The organism is Verrucomicrobiia bacterium, from assembly GCA_019634625.1.
Classification (GTDB): domain Bacteria; phylum Verrucomicrobiota; class Verrucomicrobiia; order Limisphaerales; family CAIMTB01; genus CAIMTB01.
In genome coordinates this window covers 1-18,465 of sequence record JAHCBA010000060.1, presented here as the reverse complement: position 1 = coordinate 18,465, position 18,465 = coordinate 1, and the positions used below count along the sequence as shown (strand labels likewise).

The 18,465-nt window shown below is 65.7% G+C and carries 10 protein-coding genes; 1 reads left to right on the top strand and 9 read right to left on the bottom strand.

All coding sequences use genetic code 11. The annotated features are described in order from the left end of the window. Positions 1-2 precede the first annotated feature (2 nt). Positions 3-731, top strand: a complete 729-nt coding sequence (locus KF833_22540) for a prolipoprotein diacylglyceryl transferase (protein MBX3748096.1) — start codon at positions 3-5, stop codon at positions 729-731. A gap of 495 nt (positions 732-1,226) precedes the next feature. Here the strand turns inward: KF833_22540 and KF833_22535 are convergent, their stop codons facing one another. The 9 genes from KF833_22535 to KF833_22495 form a co-directional block, all read right to left on the bottom strand. Then, positions 1,227-9,338, bottom strand: a complete 8,112-nt coding sequence (locus KF833_22535; GenBank protein MBX3748095.1) for a S8 family serine peptidase — start codon at positions 9,336-9,338, stop codon at positions 1,227-1,229. An 84-nt stretch (positions 9,339-9,422) separates the two neighbouring features. Beyond that, entirely contained in the window at positions 9,423-13,169 is a 3,747-nt protein-coding gene (locus KF833_22530; GenBank protein ID MBX3748094.1) for a hypothetical protein, read from the bottom strand. Next, entirely contained in the window at positions 13,169-14,059 is an 891-nt protein-coding gene (locus KF833_22525; protein MBX3748093.1) for a prepilin-type N-terminal cleavage/methylation domain-containing protein, read from the bottom strand. The genes KF833_22530 and KF833_22525 overlap by 1 nt, the downstream gene beginning before the upstream one ends. A gap of 4 nt (positions 14,060-14,063) precedes the next feature. Then, entirely contained in the window at positions 14,064-14,795 is a 732-nt protein-coding gene (locus KF833_22520) for a type II secretion system protein (GenBank protein MBX3748092.1), read from the bottom strand. Positions 14,796-14,902: 107 nt separating this feature from the next. Beyond that, positions 14,903-15,694, bottom strand: coding sequence for a prepilin-type N-terminal cleavage/methylation domain-containing protein (locus tag KF833_22515; protein MBX3748091.1), 792 nt, complete (start codon positions 15,692-15,694; stop codon positions 14,903-14,905). Positions 15,695-15,705: 11 nt separating this feature from the next. Next, positions 15,706-16,548, bottom strand: coding sequence for a prepilin-type N-terminal cleavage/methylation domain-containing protein (locus KF833_22510; GenBank protein MBX3748090.1), 843 nt, complete (start codon positions 16,546-16,548; stop codon positions 15,706-15,708). 264 nt (positions 16,549-16,812) lie between these two features. After that, positions 16,813-17,484 (bottom strand): type II secretion system protein, encoded by a 672-nt coding sequence (locus KF833_22505; GenBank protein ID MBX3748089.1) that lies wholly within the window; start codon positions 17,482-17,484, stop codon positions 16,813-16,815. A gap of 20 nt (positions 17,485-17,504) precedes the next feature. Further along, positions 17,505-17,786 carry a hypothetical protein gene (locus tag KF833_22500; protein MBX3748088.1) on the bottom strand — a complete coding sequence of 94 codons (282 nt, stop codon included), beginning with the start codon at positions 17,784-17,786 and terminating at the stop codon, positions 17,505-17,507. A gap of 31 nt (positions 17,787-17,817) precedes the next feature. Then, positions 17,818-18,102, bottom strand: coding sequence for a hypothetical protein (locus tag KF833_22495; protein MBX3748087.1), 285 nt, complete (start codon positions 18,100-18,102; stop codon positions 17,818-17,820). Between the last annotated feature and the right edge of the window lie 363 nt (positions 18,103-18,465).

Below are 18,465 nucleotides of genomic sequence, written 5' to 3'. Positions count from 1 at the left end.
TGATGGAACCGGGCGCCTATGGCGGCCTGCTGCTGGCCGGCATCGTGGTCGGAGCCGCCCTCTGGTGCGGGAGGTTCCGTCGTGACCCGCGCCTGCTGCCGATCTACTTCGCGGCCATGCTGGGCGCGCTGCTGGGCGCGAAGGTGGTGTACCTCCTCGCCGAAGGCTGGATCGACTGGCACCGGCCCGATGCCGGGTGGCGACTGGCGGTCGGAAAGTCGATTCTGGGCGGACTCGTCTTCGGTTACCTCGGGGTCGAGGCCGCCAAAAAGCTCCTCGATTACCGCGCCCCCACCGGCGACGCCTTCGCCCTGGTGACCCCCGTCGGCCTGACCCTGGGACGCATCGGCTGCTGGCTTCATGGGTGCTGCCTCGGACGTCCATGCCCGCCGTCCTGGTACGCCTTGCCCGATCCCCACGGCGTGCCGCGCTGGCCGGCGGTGCCCGCCGAACTGGCATTCCAGCTCGTTGCCCTGTCCGTGATCCTATGGCTGCACAGGATCCGCTGGCGTCCCGGACAGCTCTTTCACGGATACCTGATCGCCTACGGCACCTTCCGGTTCCTCCACGAGTTCGTCCGGGACACGCCGCGCATCCTCGGTCCGCTGTCCGGGTACCACTTCGCCGCCCTGGCCCTTGGAACCCTTGGCGTCATCCGCTTCGTCCAGCGTGAACGGGCCCGAGCGAACCCCGCAGCCACTATGGACGCCATTCCGGAACCGGACTGCTAATCAGGATTCACCCCTGCGCCGGGAACCCTCCCACACGCCCGCGCCCCCGGATCTGATCCTGAAAAGGGCAGGGGATGACGCTCCGGTGGGTCCATGGGCTTCGGGCAACGGGCGAACTGTCCGAGCAACCCGACCGCCCCCCGCCTCTCGGGAGGCTTCGGTGTCAGGACGATGCTGTTGAGGCCGTCGCGAAGGGGGCGCACCTCCACCACGCCTCCGCGCGACAGGCCGCAGGCGTCGCGCCACCACTACGGCAGTGTGCCCTGACCCACCTTGGATATCGCCATCGTGTCCCAATCCTTCACGCGTTTAAGGACTCCTTAACCAAGGAACCCCCGTCCATCTGCGGCTCGTTTCCGCACTCGAGTCGCCATAACCCTCACCCGGCCCGCAGCCACCCTCTCCCATCGAATCGAATCGTCTCCCACGGGTGGACGGCGACGAAGCAGCACAACGGTGGGCCCCTCCACGGTGTTGCGCGCCCGGCGTACGTGATCAAGGCAGCCGTTCGATCCGGTAGAACCGAAGCCCTTCGGCGGGCGAACTGTCGATGTACTCGTAGGAACCCGTGACCGAGGTCACCGGCGCCCCGAGGGGCGACCACGGCCCCATCAGGCCCGCCGCCGTGAAGACCTGGAACCGGGCGCCTGCAGGACCAGACCAGCGGATGGCCGGACCCGCCGGCGTTAGGACGATCGATTCGATCGCCACCGGGGCAGATGGCGGCGTATTGACACGGCGCACCTGGAAATAGCGCCACGGGGAGCCGAGCGACTGGCAGTAGCTCAGTTCGAGACCGGTGGCTTCGAGGATCGGGCTGATGACGGTCCAGGAGGGATCGGCGAAGCGCGCCTTGGCCTCGACGAAGTACTCCCCGCCCACCAGCGCATCCCAGCTCAGGCAGAGCTGGAAGGCCACATCCACAGAGAGCCGGACATTGGGCACGGCGATGCTCGGCGGCGGCCCCGGGGGCACCGAGACTCCCTCGATGATGCGGAAGTACCGGAAGTCCGTGCTGCCGTCGAGGCACAGCGAGAGCGGCGTGCCGTCCCCTCGCAACGCCTCCGAAATCACCGTCCAGTTGAGGTCCGTGGCGAAACGCTTGCCCTCGACGAGATAGTCCAGGCCCGGCCGGGTGGGCCACGTCACGCAGACCCGGTCCACTGTCATGTCGAGGGTCACGTCATCGGACGGCACCGGGGTGGGAACCGGGGCGGGCTCCTCGCCCAACGCGACACGGAAGAAGCGGTAGCCCCAGTCGATGGGATAGCAGATCTCCGTGGTCGCCCCGCCCGCCGTGATGCGCGGCGTGAGGGTGATCCACACCGTGTCGGAGAAGGCGCGTTTGCCCTGGACGAAGTAATTCGCCCCCGGGGCTGAGGCCCAGCTCACGCAGATCCGGTCGCCATCGAGGCGCAGATCGGGAATCGGGCTCGGGATGGGCACGCCCGGCGACTCGCCTTCGATGACGTCGAAGTAGCGCCAGGGACCGGGTGGCACGAGGCACCACGTCGTGCTGGTATCCACGGCGGTGATCGTTGGCGATACAGGGGTCCAGACCGGATTGAGGACGTCCACCTTGGCGACCACGTAGTAATTGGTTCCCGGAGCGGAACTCCAGGTCAGGCATACCTCGGTCGGTGTCACCGTGATGTTGGTGATCACACCCGAGACCGGGGGCGGAGCGACCCCGAACTCCGTGGCGGTGATTTCGTAGCTCACCGGGAAGGCCTCGCGATTGGTGACCGCGAGGTACCAGATCCCGGGAGTGACCGGCACCGGGAACGAATTGGTGTCGATCCGGATGAGTTCATCCACCACCCCCGGCGTTTCCGCCGCGTAATGGGCATTGGCGCCGTTCGGCAGGGGCGGACCGAGCCGCAGGAAGAGGTCCAGATCTCCTGTCCCGGCCGAAGTCAGGCGAAACTCGGCCGCAATGGCGTTCGAGCTCATCTGGAACTGGTAGTATTGCAGGTCGGGTCCGGGCGGGATCGCTGCGTTGTAGGCGACACTGTTGGTCAGGGGCGTCACCACCGCCGTCTCCTGGGTCGCACGGACGATATACGTGGCAGGATTGGTGCTGGTGTTGACGATGCTGAGATACCAGGGCCCGGGGGTCAGCCCCACCGGGAACGAGAACGGCGTCAGCTCGATGTCCTCCATGGCCAGGCCGGCCTGCGTGCTCGAGTAGGTGTAGTCGTTGAAGGTCGGCACCGGCAGGGCCTGGCGCAGCAGCAGCTCCACGTTCTCCGTCATGCCGTACACCTGGAACCGGGCGGCCAGCGCCTCCGGACTCACCTCGAACGAGTAGTAATCGAGTTCCTCGCCGGGGGCGATGGTGTTGGTGACGGGGATGTTATTGGTCAACGGAATGATCAGGGCCGGGAATTCGGTGGCCTGGATCGTGTAATTGACGTTGGTGACATCCGCGTTCTCGACCGACAGGAACCACCAGCCCGGACTCAGCCAGACCGGCGTCATCGTGTTGGTCACCAGGATCGTCTCGTCCGCCGTCCCCGGGTTCATGCTGGCGAAGTGGTTGTCGAACCCGGTGGGAATCGGCAGGCCGCGCCGGACATAGAGCTGGACATCGCCGTCGGCATCGAACGTCTCGAACCGGGCCCGGATCGAGTTCGAGGACACCAGGAACGAGTAGTACTGGAGTTCGGCCCCGGTGGGCGGCATGGCGGGATCCAACGGTCCGATCACCGCCGTATGCGGCACGCCATTGGTGAGATTCACGATGGTCGTGTAGTCCTCGGTGACCAGCATCGAGTAATCCACCGGGAATACCTCGGTGTTCTGGATGGCGATGAACCAGACGCCGGGCACCAGCGGCACCGGGAAGGTCGCACGATCCACCCGGACCCAGTCCACCGCCGCCGGGTCCGGATCGACCGACCGGTAATCGTACAGGGTCGGGCTCGGCAACGGGAAATCGTCCACGGCATCCGGGCCCGGACTCGGGTTCGGCGCGGCGTACCGGATGAAGAGATCGACATTGCCCCCGATCGGCGTGAGTTCGAAGTCCGCCCCGATGGCGTTCGAGCTGACGATGAACTGGTAGTAGTCCAGACCGGGCCCGGGCGGGATGGTGCCACGGCGCGGGACACCGTTGGTCAGCGTCTCGAGGACCGGGAAGGGCGGGTCCTCGCAATCGAACTGGACCATGATCCCGAAAGGATTGTCGGTGAGATCGGGCGGGAAGTTGCGGACGGCGAGGTAATACCTCTGCCCGGGCCGCAGCGGGGCCGGGGCCGGCGTGTTGGTGGTCAGCAGGAACTGCGCGAGACCGCCGGGCTGGATGTTGAGATAAGGCCCGTAGTCATCGACCGGCCGGGTGAGATCGGCCACCGGCAGCCCGCCCTGGTCGCCGAAGAACAGCAGCGTGGCAAACTCACCGGCCACCGTGTTGACCGAAAAGGTCGAACATCGCGGGGCATCGACATAGAAATACTGGATGTCCGTCCCGCTCACCGATCCGAAGTAGGGCACGCCGTTGGTGAGGCGGATGGCATCGACCGTCGGGATGGCAAAGATGAACTCGAGGCGCCAGTCGAACACGCCGAAGCCCTGCCCCGCGGGACCCGCCCGGGTATCGGTGACCTCGAGACGCCAGTCCCCTGCCCCGCGTTCCCCGATGAGCGGCTTCAACGGTTCCTCCGGCAGATAGTAGGCGTTGCCCGGCACGTCCCCCTCCTCGATGACCACCGCGTCGATCGCGAGCCCCATGCGCCCGGTCTGGATGGGCGGACTGCGGAACTCGACCACCGTGTTCCGGTCGAAGGCCGAGAAGAAGAACGAGTCGGTGTACCACGCCTGCGGTCCGGGGTCCCGGCGCAGTTCATGGTACAGCCGGTTGTTCACGTACACGGAAATGCCCTGGGGCTGACCGATGGGAAGACGCCCCGTGTAGAATCGGACCCGGTAGATTCGACCCGGCGTGGTGGTGAAGGAGGTGGCAAACGACGACGCCGTGCCATCGGGGAACACCACATACTGCGATCCTTCGATCACGTTGGTGCTGCCCGCCGGTGCCCGCACCACCGCCACCGATCCTGCCGTCACCTGCCACGCCCGCGGGAATCGTTCGCCAACGCGGTAGATCCGCGGCGCCGCCTCCTCGAAGCCGTCGCCGATCACCACCCGGTTCGAGGCCGTCGAGGTCATCACGCTGTTGGTGAACGGCGCCACTCCGAACTTGATGGGCGTGGTGGTGAGATTGGTGCTGTCGGTGAAGGTGGTGAAGATCCGCCGTCCACCGGCCTCGCCGCCATACGCACGCCCGGTCGCGCCGCCGCGGTTTTCGGACAACAGGAGCCGGGTGCCCTGCGGACTGACCAGATGGAACACCAGGTCGGAAACGCGCGGATGATCGACCCGGATCCCGGCCTTCACATCGACGATCTGAAGGTCATCCGGAACGAAGATCGTGGAGACCACGCGGGCGTCGTCGGCCAGGGGCGTGAACACATCGAGTCCATACGACCGCAATTCGCTGATGTTCAGGTCCACATCCACCTCAACCAGGATGCCGTAGTTCACCGGAACCGGGTTGGGATTGAAGACCCCGATGTAGTAACGCCCCGGATTGAGCGGGGGCACGTCGCGCCGACCGAGACTCAGCACGCCGCCCGGGGCGCGCATGGTGGCCGCCTTGTCGTACTCCGTGAAGGTCGGGAGGTTTCCGCGGCGGAGCGCCACGAAAAGCGGCACGTCCGGATCGATGGAGGCCAGCGTGACTGTGAGGTTGGTGGCGTTGGAGGGAAGATCGACGTAGTAGAAATTGACGCTGTTGGCGGCGACCTGGGTGAAATAGAACTCACCCTCCGTCGGCGTCGGCTCCAGCCGCAGGCTGAAGGCCACGTTGGTGGCGGTCTGGGTGATGGCGTTGTCCACCACACTCAGAATCCAGACCCCGGCGGCCTCCGACCCGATGAAGTCGGTCAACCGCCCCGGCCCGTCGGTGGGAATGCCCAGCAGGTTGCCGTAGCCGACATTCCCGGACCCGCTGTCGTCGTAAATGGTCGTGAAGACCCCTCCGAACCCGGTGGGATCGAGGGCGTGGTTGTTGAGCACGACGAAGGCGTCGTCGTGACTCAGGTTCGCCAGGATGTCGCCGGTGCTGTCGAACGACATGATGTTGGTGGCGATCACACGCTGCACCTCGAAGGGCCGCGTCGAGATCCCGAAGACATAGGCCGCCTGCGGTTCATCCGGCGATCCGTCCGGAATCCCCACATTGAAGGGCAGCCCCCTCACGATCCGGTTCCCGAACTCGTCATCCTCGTCGAACGGCAGGTCGCTCGAAAGCGCCACGAACCCGAACTCGGCCGCCTGCTGGTCCTCCGACTTGACCCCGATGTAATAGACCTCGCCGAGCGGGGCGTTGGTGAAGAAGACCACCTCGGTGCCGCCGGGCTGGCGCGACTTGAAGGAGGCGTCGATGGCCGCCGGCGCCAGGTTGGTGAGTTGCGGATCTGTCGAGACGTAGAGGTCGATGTCCGCCTGCCGGTAGCGTGGCGCGCCCAGGTTTGGCGGCAGGAAGGTCACGAACGCGACGTTCGATCCATTGGTGATGCCGATGCCCTCCGGGGTGTAGATCTGAAGGTTGGTGAAGACGAAGAAGGTCCACTGGTTGGTCGCGCCCGGGGCGATGCCGAATTCCGGCGGATTGGCGCCCACCCGCCGGCCGAGCAGCGGCAGTCCGTTGGTCGGCGACACCAGCAGCGGCACGTTCACCGAAAGGTCCGGGGCCCGCGTCAGGGACAGCGCGTTGGTGCGGCTGGTGTCGTCCACCGAGATCACCAGCGCGAAGTCCTGCGCAATACCGCCGGGATGGTCGGTGACGGCGTTCACATTCACCCGGCGCGCGCGCACCTCGATCGAGTAATTGGTGCCGAGGGGCGGCCGGATGAGGACGTTTTCGACATTGTTGATGATGTCGTTGGTGACCGTGGTGATATCCGGGTGGGGGGTGTTGAAATCGCTGCGGAACGGAATGTCGTTGCCGCCATAGACCTCGTCGGTCTCGATGTTGCGGACGATGAGATCGAGGTCGTTGACCAGCTTGATCCCGGCGCTGGGATTGCCGGGCGGATCGGTCCAGACCAGGGTGACCTTGACGATCTGGTCGAGGGCCGACGGATCGAGCTCGAGGTTCCAAACACGGCTCTGTCCGGTCACCAGGGCGTCCGGCCCGGTCTGCTGGACATACTGCACCGCCGTGCCCTCGGCCGTCGGCGTCCCGATCTCCCCGGCCGGGAGGGAATGGGCGATGTTGACGAGACCCCAGCCCTGCAGGTTGATGACGTCGCGGACGTTGAAGTTGTAGATCGAATCGGCCGAACGGGCACCGTTGATGAGAAGGGCCTTCAGGAGGGCGGGTGTGACCGGGCGTTCCTCCCGTTCGAAGTACTCCTGGAACAGCGCGAGCAGACCCGTCACCGCCGGCGCCGCCATGCTGGTGCCCGACTCGAACCGGTAATGCGGCGCCAGCCCGTCGTTCAGTTCCTTCAACTGGTCGAAGTACTCCCCGAACTCCGTTTCGGTGACGATGATGGTCTGGATGTCGTAGCTGACGGTGTCATCGGTCGTGTTGCCCACCGCGTAGAACCAGTCGCCCGCATTCATCGCGCGGTCGGGCGGCACCTGGACGAGGTTGTTGGTGTTGACCAGGTCGGCGGTGGTCGGGAACGAGCCGTAACGCAGATACACCGGCAGGCCGGGGAACGGATCGCGGGACCGGAAATTCGGCAGGATCCGGATGCGGAACTCCGCCGCATTCGGCGGGACATAGAGCGAGTAGAAGTTGAGGCCTCCGGAACTCACCTGCTGATCCACCATCCGGTTGACGATCGCGGACCCGAACGCCCGCGGATCCTCCCAGTCCTTGGACCGCGCGGAGGCCGTGAAGGCGCCGGGCGCGATGACATCGGGTTTGAACCGGCCGAACCGCCCTTCAATGCCCGGGCTCACATTCCCGCGCCCGGAGAAGGAGGTGACCTGAAAATCGCTGTCGGTATCGCCCAGGAACACCTGGTTGGTCACCATGTTCCCCTCGAAGTCCACGAGGACCACCTCGTTGGTGATCTCGCGGAAGGATTCCATGGCCCCCACGGTGATGACATTCTTGCCGGTACCGGGGGCGCGAATGGTGCTGGGTTCGCCCCCGAGACCGTCCTCGCCTCCGAACCCCTCGTTGCCGGCGGCGAACACGTAGAGAATCGGCTGGGCGCCGGGCATGGCGGGCAGGGCATCGCGGACCGCGGCGTCGTAACTGGCCGAGGCCACGGTGTACTCGAAGGCCCCGATGTATCCCCAACTGTTGTTCGAGAGCAGCAGATTGGTCCGGCCCCGCGTGACGTAGTAGTTGGTCGCCGCGGTCTGCTGCAGATAGGCGTCCGAGATCAGCGGCCCGGTGATCAGATCGATCGGCAGCGCAAAGATGTCGGCCTGCGGCGCCACCCCGCGGAAATCCGCGCCCGGCAGATCCGAACCGGGTGCATTGCTGACGGTGGACGACATCATCCCCGTGCCGGCGATGGTGGCGGCGACGTGCGTGCCGTGCCCGTCGAGGTCGATCAACGATCCCGGCTGGTTCGCAGTGACCCGGCCCACCAGGTCCGGATGCGTCGAATCCACCCCGGTGTCGTTCACGTTGACCACCACGTTGGTGCCGGTGAGGCCGAGGTAGTTGTTGGTGAAATTGCCCGGTGCGTTGGTCCCGATCGTGGTCCCCAGGCGAAACCGGGTCAGGTCGTTGAGCAGGCGCCGTTGCCGATGCGCTTCGATCCCCTGCACCGCCGGCGACCTCGCCAGGGCGGCCAGTTCCACGCCCGGCGCCCGCACCACGCCACCGGGGCCGAACGGCGTCGGGAACTCGGAAAGCACTTCCGCGCCCAACGGCGCCAGCGTCTCAAAGGTCTCGCCCGGCAGCAGGGTGACCGTCAGCCATTGCTCCTCACCCACCGCTTCCCCCTGCACCGCCCGGACCAGCAGCCCGGGTTCCAGCTTGAAATAGGGCTCGAACGGCAGGACGGCCCGGACCAGGGGACCCTGCGACAGCGCCGCGGCCTGGGCCGCCGTCGCCCGCACCAGGTAGGCATGGTGGGGAAGGTAGGAAACCGACTCGGCACCGACCCGTTCGATGGCCCGGAGGAACGCCGGAGTCACCCCCGAGGCGGCCTGCACGATATAGGACCCGGGCTCGGCTTCCGCCCGCAGTGACTCGGGAATCGGCAACGCCGTTCCCACCCCGGTATCGATCAGCGCATTGCGCAGGACGACCACGCGGTCATCCCGCAACAGCTCCTCTTCCGACCGCTCCGAATTGCGCAACCGGAGCGACTCGAAGGCGGCGGCGGTGCCGGCACGCGCGGCGACGGCCTGGGCGCCTTCCTCCCGCAGCCCGGGTGGCTGCGTCGCAGACCGGGGGATCAGGGCCGAGGGCGCGGACGGCGTCGGCGCGGCGGGCAAGGGTGTGGTTGGGGCAGGCGCGGCACCACGGGATCTGGACAGGCGCTGCTCCCCCAGCCGCCAGAAGATCGCGGCTCCCATGATGGAGAGCACGCAGATCACCAGCCAGGTACGGGTTCGCAGATGCATAACGGCTAGACTGTTCCTTCGATCATCGCACAGGGGCCCGGAAAGCGCGAACGGAGGCGGCGGCGGACCGTTCCCGCAGCCCCGTCATTCGATGGGAGGCACCTCATTGTAGCTCTCCTTCACCGCCCGGATTCGGAACCGGCCCATCCCGGTCACCGGGTCCGGCTCGAACACCTGCTCGAGCCGCATCAGCGTCTTGGTCACGTACTCGCCGGTGATGCTGTAATTGGTGGGCATCTGGAAGTACGGCCCGAAATCGGTCACCACCGACGCCGGCGCCGGCCGCAACGACTGCCCGTAGGCCAGCACCACGAAGCGCGGTTCGTCGGTCCGGAGCAGGCCCAGGGCCATCTGCGGAATCCGTTCGACCACCGCGTCCGCTGGGATCCCGTTCTGGCTCGGACTCATCCTCAGGTACGGCGATGCCAGCGTCAGTTCGGGCGCGCTCAACACATCGCCCAGGGTGTTGAACCGGTCCGCCGGCCGCAGTGACCGCGCGAAGTTGATGCCGTCCACAATGGCCCGCAGTTCCGGGGTGTTGGGTTCGATGATGTGCGGCCAGACATTCGTTCCGGCCACCTGGTTGGTCAGAATCGGCACCCCGCTGAGCACCGCCGACCAGGCCGCCAGACCCGTCTGGTTCACCGACAGCAACCCGCGCGAGGCGTTGTCGTCGAACGCCGTCGTGAACAGGTCAAGAATCCGCCAGTCATTGGTCGGATGCGTCCCCAGGGGAATCAGATCGCCCGGCCAGCGCCAGATGGGATGCCCGGACCATCGGTACCACTGGCGCGCCGTGCCCGCCGCCGCCGCCGGATCGGGCGGCAGCGACTTCAGATAGACCGTCTGCCAGGGCGTCCCGCGATGCACCCGGCCCAGCCACCCGATGGTCGGGAGCGCGTTGGTCGGAAACTCCCAGTCGTCGGAACTCCGTATCTGCGGATCCTTGAGGGACGGGTCGAAGTCGGTGGCGTCGCCGCTGCTGTAGAGCCCCCGCTGCCACGGGCGGTAACGCTGATTGATCTTCCCGATGTTGCTCCGCTCGGCGTCGATGACGAACAGCGGCGGCAGACGTTCGATGAGGTTGGTTCGCGCCGGGTCCTCGAGATCCCACACCGTCCGGTTCACCAGCGGATCGTTGGCCTGCCACGACTTCTGATGGAGCAGCTTGATGGCCGGCGAAAAGGGAGCCTGCATCCGGAGCGTGGGAGACGGCGGGGCGCCCGCACCTGTCAGCCCGACAAACTGTCGGAACCGCTCGATGGCCTTGACCTTGTCGTTGCCCTGCAACGGCTCGGCCGAGGCGCTGTGCCAGTTCGGCACGTTGATCTGGCCCAGCGACGCCTGGATCTGGTTTCGGATGCCCTCCGGAACGCCCTGCACCCGGTTGGTCACCCAGAACGAACCCACCAGCGAGGTCTCCCCCGCCAGGTTCTGCTGGCCGAAGAGTTCGCGCGTGATGTCGATCTGGCTGGTGAGATCCTTCAGATCCACGAAATCAACGAAGCGCCCGCCGGGGAGACTTCGGTCGATCAGCGCGGCGACCAGGCGATTGGTGACGCTCAGCCGCCAAGTGGGCAGGGTAAATCCGACGGCAGATTCGAACCCGCCCAGCCCCAAGGATGTACCGACGGAAGTCAGCCACGGATTGGGTCCGGGCCGCGGGATCGTGTGATACACCGAGGGTCGCAAAAAGAGTAGGTTGGTGGAAATTGGCACCCGGAATTCCTGTCCCTGCCAGGTGTTCGGTGGAATTATCGAGGAATGGCTGATGACGACGTTCGTCCGCTGGATGGCAGTGAACTGATTGGAAAGCACAATGCTCGTCTCCAGATGCACACGCAGCTCAAGCTCCCGCGGATACGGTTCTCGATAACTGTTCCAAAATTCGACCCCGAACACGTTGCTGATGGCCAGGGTGTAGAGCTGGTTGGTGAAAATCGGCAGACTTGTCGGTGACCGCTTCTCCAGTTCGATCTTCCTTCCGGCCACCACGACCGTCTGCAATTCGAATTCATTGAAGTTCGGATGGCCCTTCTTGGCCCCTAGAATCAGGGGATAACCCGCCAATCGGCGGTCGCGAAGACTGTTGGTGACCTCCAGCCAGTATCCCCCTGCCCCGTCCACCGGCTGCGCTAATTCCACCACATCGGCGATCCGCAGTCCGCCCGGCACCGCCGGATCCGCGTTGAACAGCGGCCGGAACACCGTTGGTAGGTGCGGCGCCCCGGTGGCCGATGGCCGGTTGGTGGTGGCGTCGTAGATGTTCGCCGCCAGTTGGAGCGTGCGATGCACCGCCGGCGAGTAGTAATTGGTCGGCCAGATGGGGATGTTGGTGACGGCGATCTGGACCGACCCGGCCGGCACATCGATGCCGGGACGCGGATGCAGCGCCTTCAGCATGCGGTCGGCGGCGTTGGTGAAGAAGGCGCCCGCCGTCCAGGGAACGAAATTCGTGGCGTGCCAGCCGATCACCTCGCCGGGAATCACTCCTTCCAGGCCCGGCGTGAAATCCAGGCGGTTGTCGTAGTTGAGATGAATCCGGCCGCGGTTGGCGGGGATGGAATCAGTGCCCAACTGACCCAGAAGCCGGTAGAAGGTGTGGCGGTCGTAGGTGCTGTTGGTGACCGAAATGCTGATCAACCGGTTGGTGAACCGGTCCTGCACCACGGACGTGGCGTCGCGCAGGGCGAAGAGCGCCTGGGGATCAAAATACTGGGAGGGATTGGGCGCCCCGGGCCACGGCAGCGCGGGATTGTCGTTGTCGAGGATCGTGAACGTCGTGCCTGACAGGTCGTAGGGACGACCGATGCCCAACTGGAGCGGCCCATCCGCGTAGCCGTCGATGCCGTCGCGCAGGAAGGCCGTACCAGCCCGGTCGAACGGCGGGTCAGGGGGGTACAGCGCCCGGACGCTGGCGAGGCGATTGAACGAAGGGGTTCCGTCAGCAGGTCCGAGCCGGTACCGTTCCCTCAGGAGGGTGCGGGCGTTGTCAAAGGCGATCTCCCGGCTCGAGACTCCCAGGTTGGTGAGATAATCGTACCGGTTCCAGGCGTTGGTGTTCAGGTCGCGGAGAAAGGCGGCGAGATTGAGTTCCCAGGGCCCCACCCCCTGGTTGCGGAAGAACCCGTTGTCGAACACCCCCCCCAGCCGTTTGCCCTCGTTGTGGATGAAATTGAGATCGAGGCTCCGGCCCACCGGCAGGATCAGAAAGGCGTAGCGCCCGACGAAATGGTTCGAGCCCGAATGCGCCTGTTCCGGGCGGCGCAGCACACCGATCCACTCGGGATCGCCCACATGGAAATTGGTGAACCCGAGCGAGAGTCCGTCGGTGCCGATTTCGATCTGGATGCCGTTGGTCTCGTAGAGGCCGTTGCGGTTGAAATCGAGGAAGAACCGGAAATCCTGGGCCCCGGTGAAGGCGTTGGTGGTGATGAAGACCGGGGCGCGGGGATCGACCTGGAGATTGCGATAGACCTGGAGCAGATCGTCGCCCGTCACCGCCGAGCCGTCCGGATAGCGGAAATTGACGTTGGCGATGTTGGTGTTGCCCGGGAAGAACCCCAGCGGATTCAGGTAATTCGTCGAGACGAGATACTCGTAGCTGAGGAGATTCCCGGTTGCGAGGACCCGCGCCACCATCTCCGCCTCGGCGCGTTGCAGCGCGACGTCGGCCATGGCCCGGGCATCCTGCCGGTCGCTGCTGGTGGTGACCGAGGCGCGCTCGCGGCGGCTGACGGCCAGGAAGGTCACCGCCATCAGTGTCACCACCGACAGCATGATCAGCGTGGTGATCAGGGCGATACCCTGCTCGTGGGAACGGCGATTCATCAGTAGGGCGGCGCGTTGCGCAGCGGAATCCGCTGTCGGAAGAGGTGGATCTGCCCCGCGTTGCGGGCGAGGTACCGGCGCGCCTCGGTTGCGACCGGAATGGACGCAAACCGGGCCACCGCCTGGGGTTCGAGAATGCCGATCTCGATCTCCAGATGACTGGGCAGCGATGGGCGGGTGTACCCGTTGAATCCATAGGCCGTCTCCGTGCTCCGGACCGGGTCCACACTCCAGGGCCGAAGATTGATGGCCGGTGGATTCGTCACCCAGTTCTGCACGAGCGGCTGACCATGGGAGTCGTAGGCCAGCACCCGCAGATGCACCAATCCATCCAGAACCATCTGCGAATCGGCCAGGCGATGGACGGGATTCTGGAACCGGGCCAGCAGGTTGGTGCCGCCGAGATTGGCCTGGTGAACCCGGTGCTCGAACCGGTACAGGCGGCCCACCGAGATCGGCTGCCCCACCTGGTTGCTGCTGACCGGACCCACCCAGTACCCGATGGCCGTCCACTGGTCGTTCTGCCGGGTCAGAAAGAAGATGTCCTGCAGGCTGGTTCTCAGCACCGGATTGTCCGTCCCGCCCAGTCCCATGACATCGACCGACGCCGACACCGGGTTGATGTGGATGATCAGGTTGCTGTTGACGTTGCCCGGTTCGGCCGGCGAGACGGTCTCCAGTTCCCGGGTCAGCACGTCGTTGGCGATGCGGATCGATTCGAGGACATCCACCTGCGCGACGGTCTGGCGCAGGGCTTTCTGGGTCTGATCGAACACCGCGTAGAGCCCGAAGATGATCAGCGTGGTGATGGACACGGCCAGCATCACCTCGATCAGGGTGAACCCTGCGGGCGGGGCGGAACGGGCTTGGTGACCAGTGGGGCGGCGCATCGGATCAGTAAAGCGAAGGCTGGAAGTAGAAGACCATCCGCTCGTCGTTGGCCAGGTTGGTCGGGTAGTAGAACTGCGAGCCGGCCACCACCGTCCGGAAGGTCCGCCTCCGCGTGCCCACCCGTGCATTCTGGGGAGCGGTCACGTTGTCGCGAAAAAGCGGCCAGCGCATGGTGAGCCGGATCTCATACAGACTGGACTGGAGCTGATGGACACGGGCGAGGTCGTTGGTGCCGAGGAGATTGGTGGTGGCTGGCGGATGCCCCAGGAACGCCTGCGTCTCGAGGATCGCCTGGTAACGGAAGGCCACGTCGCGGGCGTCCGGATCGCGGTCGATGGCCGGACCGCTCACCCCCCGGATCCAAGCCACCACATTGCTCACCCCGGCCGGCCCCACCGCCTTGGGCGTTCCGAGCAGCCCGAGCAGGGAATGGCCGGACAGCCGGCGCGGATCTCCAGCCGGCCAGTCGTTGGGAATCGTCCGGCGGGTGCCGTTCTTGAAGTTGATGGTGACCAGATAGACCGAGTTGCTGAGGTAATCGAGGCGGTCCTGTCCGGACCGCAGGGCCTCGAGGAGATAAGCGCCGTCGGCGTTGACGATCGTTTCCTCCCGGTTGTCCTTCTGCACCCGCAGCCCGGTCGGCAGGACGCCCAGGATCGCCACCAGCGCAAAGGCCACCACCGCCAGGCTGAGGGCAATCTCCACCAGGGTGAAGGCCTGTTCAGCCCGTGTCACGGAAGGCCCGGACTCGCGGCACTCCTCCCTCCGAAGAGCCCCACTCCCGGCGACCCTGGGAAGGCGCATCACGCCCCGCTGCTGCCCACGATGGAAGGATGCGAGTTTCATTCCGGTTGCCCCAGGATTTGGATCCGGCCCGACGCATCCGCCACCGCGTCGCCCAGCACCGACGCCCGCCCGGTCAGCCAGTTGATCCGGATATACCGCCGGTTCCCACGAGGCGTCTCCACCAGGTCCGGCGGCTCGATGTACCGTCCATCCGTCTCCCTCGGATGGACCACGCTGCCCTTGACCAGGGCCACATACTCGTCCTGCCCCGACACCGGACGGCCGTCGGCGTCGTGCCGGACCAACTGGCCCAGGGGATTGAACGCCAGATAATTCATCCTCACTGCCGGGAACACCTGGTTGGTGATCACCAGCGTGAAGTTGTTGGTCGCCGCCCACGGCCGCTCGTACTCGTTGGTCACCGACGGCGTGTTCACGAACTTGGTGATCGGGAAGAAGGTCTTGTCAGGCAGCGTCCGCCAGGGAATGAGCTGCCGCGGGCTCTGCCGTCCGGGCTGTTCCCCCACCGAACGCCGCGAATAGAGGGTGTATCCCGTGAGGCGATAAGGAGCCAGATGACCGGCCTGCACCTCCACATTGGGCGGAGGAAAAAGCAGATAGACGGTCGTCCGGTCGTTGATCGCCCGCAGCCGCGCATACGCCAGATCGTCCAGCATCTGCCGCGTCGCGGCATCGATGGCATTGGACTCCCCAAGGCCCCGCAACGCCGGCAGGCCAATGGCGGCCAGAATCCCGATGATCACCACCACCACCAGCAACTCCGCCAGCGTGAAGGCCCTCGCCCCACGTCCGCTCCGATGTCCTCGCTCTGGAAGTGCCAACCGCATGCGTCTCGGAATTACTGCCAGCTCAGGATGTTGTCGCGGTTGACGCCCTGGTTGGCCTTGACATTGACCGACGCGGCCCGGTCGGGCCCGAACGACCAGGCCACCACCGGAGCCCGGATTTCCCAGGCATCCGAGGCCCCGGCCCCCTGGACCAGTCCGTTGAGGCCGCGCCCCGCTGCCGCCGGATCCTGCGACACCGTGTTGCGCCGGTAGAAGCCGTCCCGGCACAGGTTGTCGTAGTTGAGATCCATGGTGACGATGTAGGGCATCCCCCACGGATCCCGGTACAGCAGGTCGGTGCCCATGCCGGGACCGGTGTTCTGCGAATTGAACTTGGCGGTGAGAAAGGCGTTCTTCTGCGGGTTCTGCCGATGGTTCTCGTTCACCGTCGCCGCATCGGTGTCGGGACGTCGCGGCACATCCATCAGGATGGCCATCAGTTCCGCGTTCGAGACCTGGTAGGTAAGCCCGGCCCCGATGTTGTCCACCAGCGGCATCACCTCGGTGCCGCGCGGGGGCGCGAGGTTGGGCTGCTGGTTGGCGGGCGCCCCCTGGTGCCGCGTGCCGTAGGTGAAGTCCGGCGAATTGTCGTTCACCCCCCGCTCGCGCAGGGCCGGGCTGGCCGGGAACCGTCCGTACACCGATTGATACTGCTGCACCGCGCCAACGATCGAACTGATCTCCGTCCGGGCCTTCGAGATCTGCGCCTTCTTCTTCGCGCCGCCGATCGCCGGCAGAAGCATGCTGGCGAGGATGCCAATGATGGCGATGACCACCAGCAGCTCGATCAGCGTGAAGGCGCGCCGGCGTGGGCGCGGGTCCGGATGAGGACGGGAATGACGAATCGCGTTCATGGATTTACCTGCGGTGGCGTGAAGCGCGCGAAGGTTGCGAAAACCCCTTGCGGGTTGTCACTGGGATTCTCCCGCGACCCAGCCCGGGCGGACGCGGCACCGAGACCCTCGGGGCGGGGGTCGCACGGGACGATTTCACCTTGCCCGCCGGCCGGGCCGACGGCTTGGGCACGGATTTCACGTCGATGGACCAACGCTGCTCGCGCCAGCGCACCGCCACCGTCCGTACAGCCTGAGTTTGGCGGATCGAGGACCTCATAAACGCTACCAGTTGCTGAACACTCGCTTCTCCTTGCCGACCATGACCTCCGCCCAAAGGTCGAAACCGCCCACATTGTTGGTCGGTCCCGTCGAGACATAACGCCATGGATTGGCCCGGCTCCCGGCCACGGGAACGGGTTCCGTCGCGTTCAACGGCCAGTCGAACGGGGTCACCAACAGCTCCACCTCGCCCCCGCCGGCCACCGTCACCCGCCGCACGCCGGATGCCTTCGGACTCAGGTACGTCTGCGCCGGTTCGTCCGGGTTCACCGACACATTGAGGAACCCCGAGCGCCCGAACGCCTGCCGGATTTCCGCCGGCGACAGGGAATCGCTCGTTCCCTTCACCCGGAACCGGCCCCCCACCACCTCGGTACCCACAAGTTCGTAGTACAGCGGGTTGAGGGTGGGATCGACCCGGCGCGGCTGTCCGGCCGCGGCGGGCAGCACATGGTCCGGGGGATAGGCGTTGCGATCCGACTTGTACGCCTCGATCGCCGCCTCCAATTGCCGCAACTCGGCCTGGGCCCGCGAATTCACCCGTGCATTCTTGGCCGCGGCCGTCAGCCCCACCGTCAGCGCCGCCAGGACCGCGATGATGGAGATGACCGTGAGCAGCTCAATCAGCGAAAAACCGGCGGACGGTGTCGGGCGAAGGTTGGAAGAAAGCTTCATGCGTGTCCGGAAATGGGGTTTCAAGCGCCGCGCCCTCTGAGTTCCTCCTCCATGCGCTCGCTGAGCCACTGCTTCATCATGCTCTGGTAATTGAGGTAGCGGGACCGGGCGAGCCGCTTGACCCGGGCCAGCATCCGGGGGTCCATCCGCAGGGTGATGGTGACCGACTCCGAGGAGTCCGGCCCCGACGCCACCGCAGACTCCATCAGCCTCAGGTCGATCCGGTTCGCCTCCCAAAAGGCCACCTCCGCCTCCTCGCGATCGAACAACGGCACTTCGTCCCAGGACACAATCGGATTCATCGCCATCCTCCAGCGTTGCCCCCGCCGCTTCCTACTTCAGGGCCTGACTGACCTTCCGCTCGTAAAAGAACGCCTCCTCGGGCTCGAACGGTCGCGCCAGGATCACCCGGATCTGGCGCCCATTGGTGCGGTACACCGTGAAAACCCCCTTCCCCGCCACCGTGCGCCCCATGTGGAAGAACCGGGCCTGGGCCGTGAACCGGGGCGAGTCGGGGAGCAGCTTGATCGCGAAGGGATCCTCGAACGATTCCTCCACGTCCTGCTGCGTCAGGGACCCGATGAACTGGAACGAGGTGTGCGACCAGTCGAAGTCCATGTCGTCCCCACAATGTATGGTAATCGCCCATGCAAAGTAACTACAATGTATTTACACGGGCACCCCATGGTCCGTCAAGGTTTGGTTTTCAGTCGTCTCGTTCATCCGCTTCACTCCGGAGGGACGAGCTCCGCGGGTCCTCATCCCACCGCACCCTCTCCTGCGGCCTCGTGGAACCCGGCCCTCCGATTTCACCACCCCGCTTCACCCTTCGGAGGGACGAGCTCCGCGAGTCCTCATCCAACGCACCCTTCCCCTGCGGCCTCGTGGAACTCGGCCCTCCGATTTCACCACCCCGCTTCACCCTTCGGAGGGACGAGCTCCGCGAGTCCTCATCCCACCGCACCCCTCTCCTGCGGCCTC

Bases quoted from the DNA above. Each gene is read 5' to 3' on its own strand.
- KF833_22540 (MBX3748096.1), top strand. From the start codon at position 3: ATGGAACCGGGCGCCTATGGCGGCCTGCTGCTGGCCGGCATCGTGGTC.
- KF833_22535 (MBX3748095.1), bottom strand. From the start codon at position 9,338: ATGCATCTGCGAACCCGTACCTGGCTGGTGATCTGCGTGCTCTCCATC.
- KF833_22530 (MBX3748094.1), bottom strand. From the start codon at position 13,169: ATGAATCGCCGTTCCCACGAGCAGGGTATCGCCCTGATCACCACGCTG.
- KF833_22525 (MBX3748093.1), bottom strand. From the start codon at position 14,059: ATGCGCCGCCCCACTGGTCACCAAGCCCGTTCCGCCCCGCCCGCAGGG.
- KF833_22515 (MBX3748091.1), bottom strand. From the start codon at position 15,694: ATGCGGTTGGCACTTCCAGAGCGAGGACATCGGAGCGGACGTGGGGCG.
- KF833_22510 (MBX3748090.1), bottom strand. From the start codon at position 16,548: ATGAACGCGATTCGTCATTCCCGTCCTCATCCGGACCCGCGCCCACGC.
- KF833_22505 (MBX3748089.1), bottom strand. From the start codon at position 17,484: ATGAAGCTTTCTTCCAACCTTCGCCCGACACCGTCCGCCGGTTTTTCG.
- KF833_22500 (MBX3748088.1), bottom strand. From the start codon at position 17,786: ATGAATCCGATTGTGTCCTGGGACGAAGTGCCGTTGTTCGATCGCGAG.
- KF833_22495 (MBX3748087.1), bottom strand. From the start codon at position 18,102: ATGGACTTCGACTGGTCGCACACCTCGTTCCAGTTCATCGGGTCCCTG.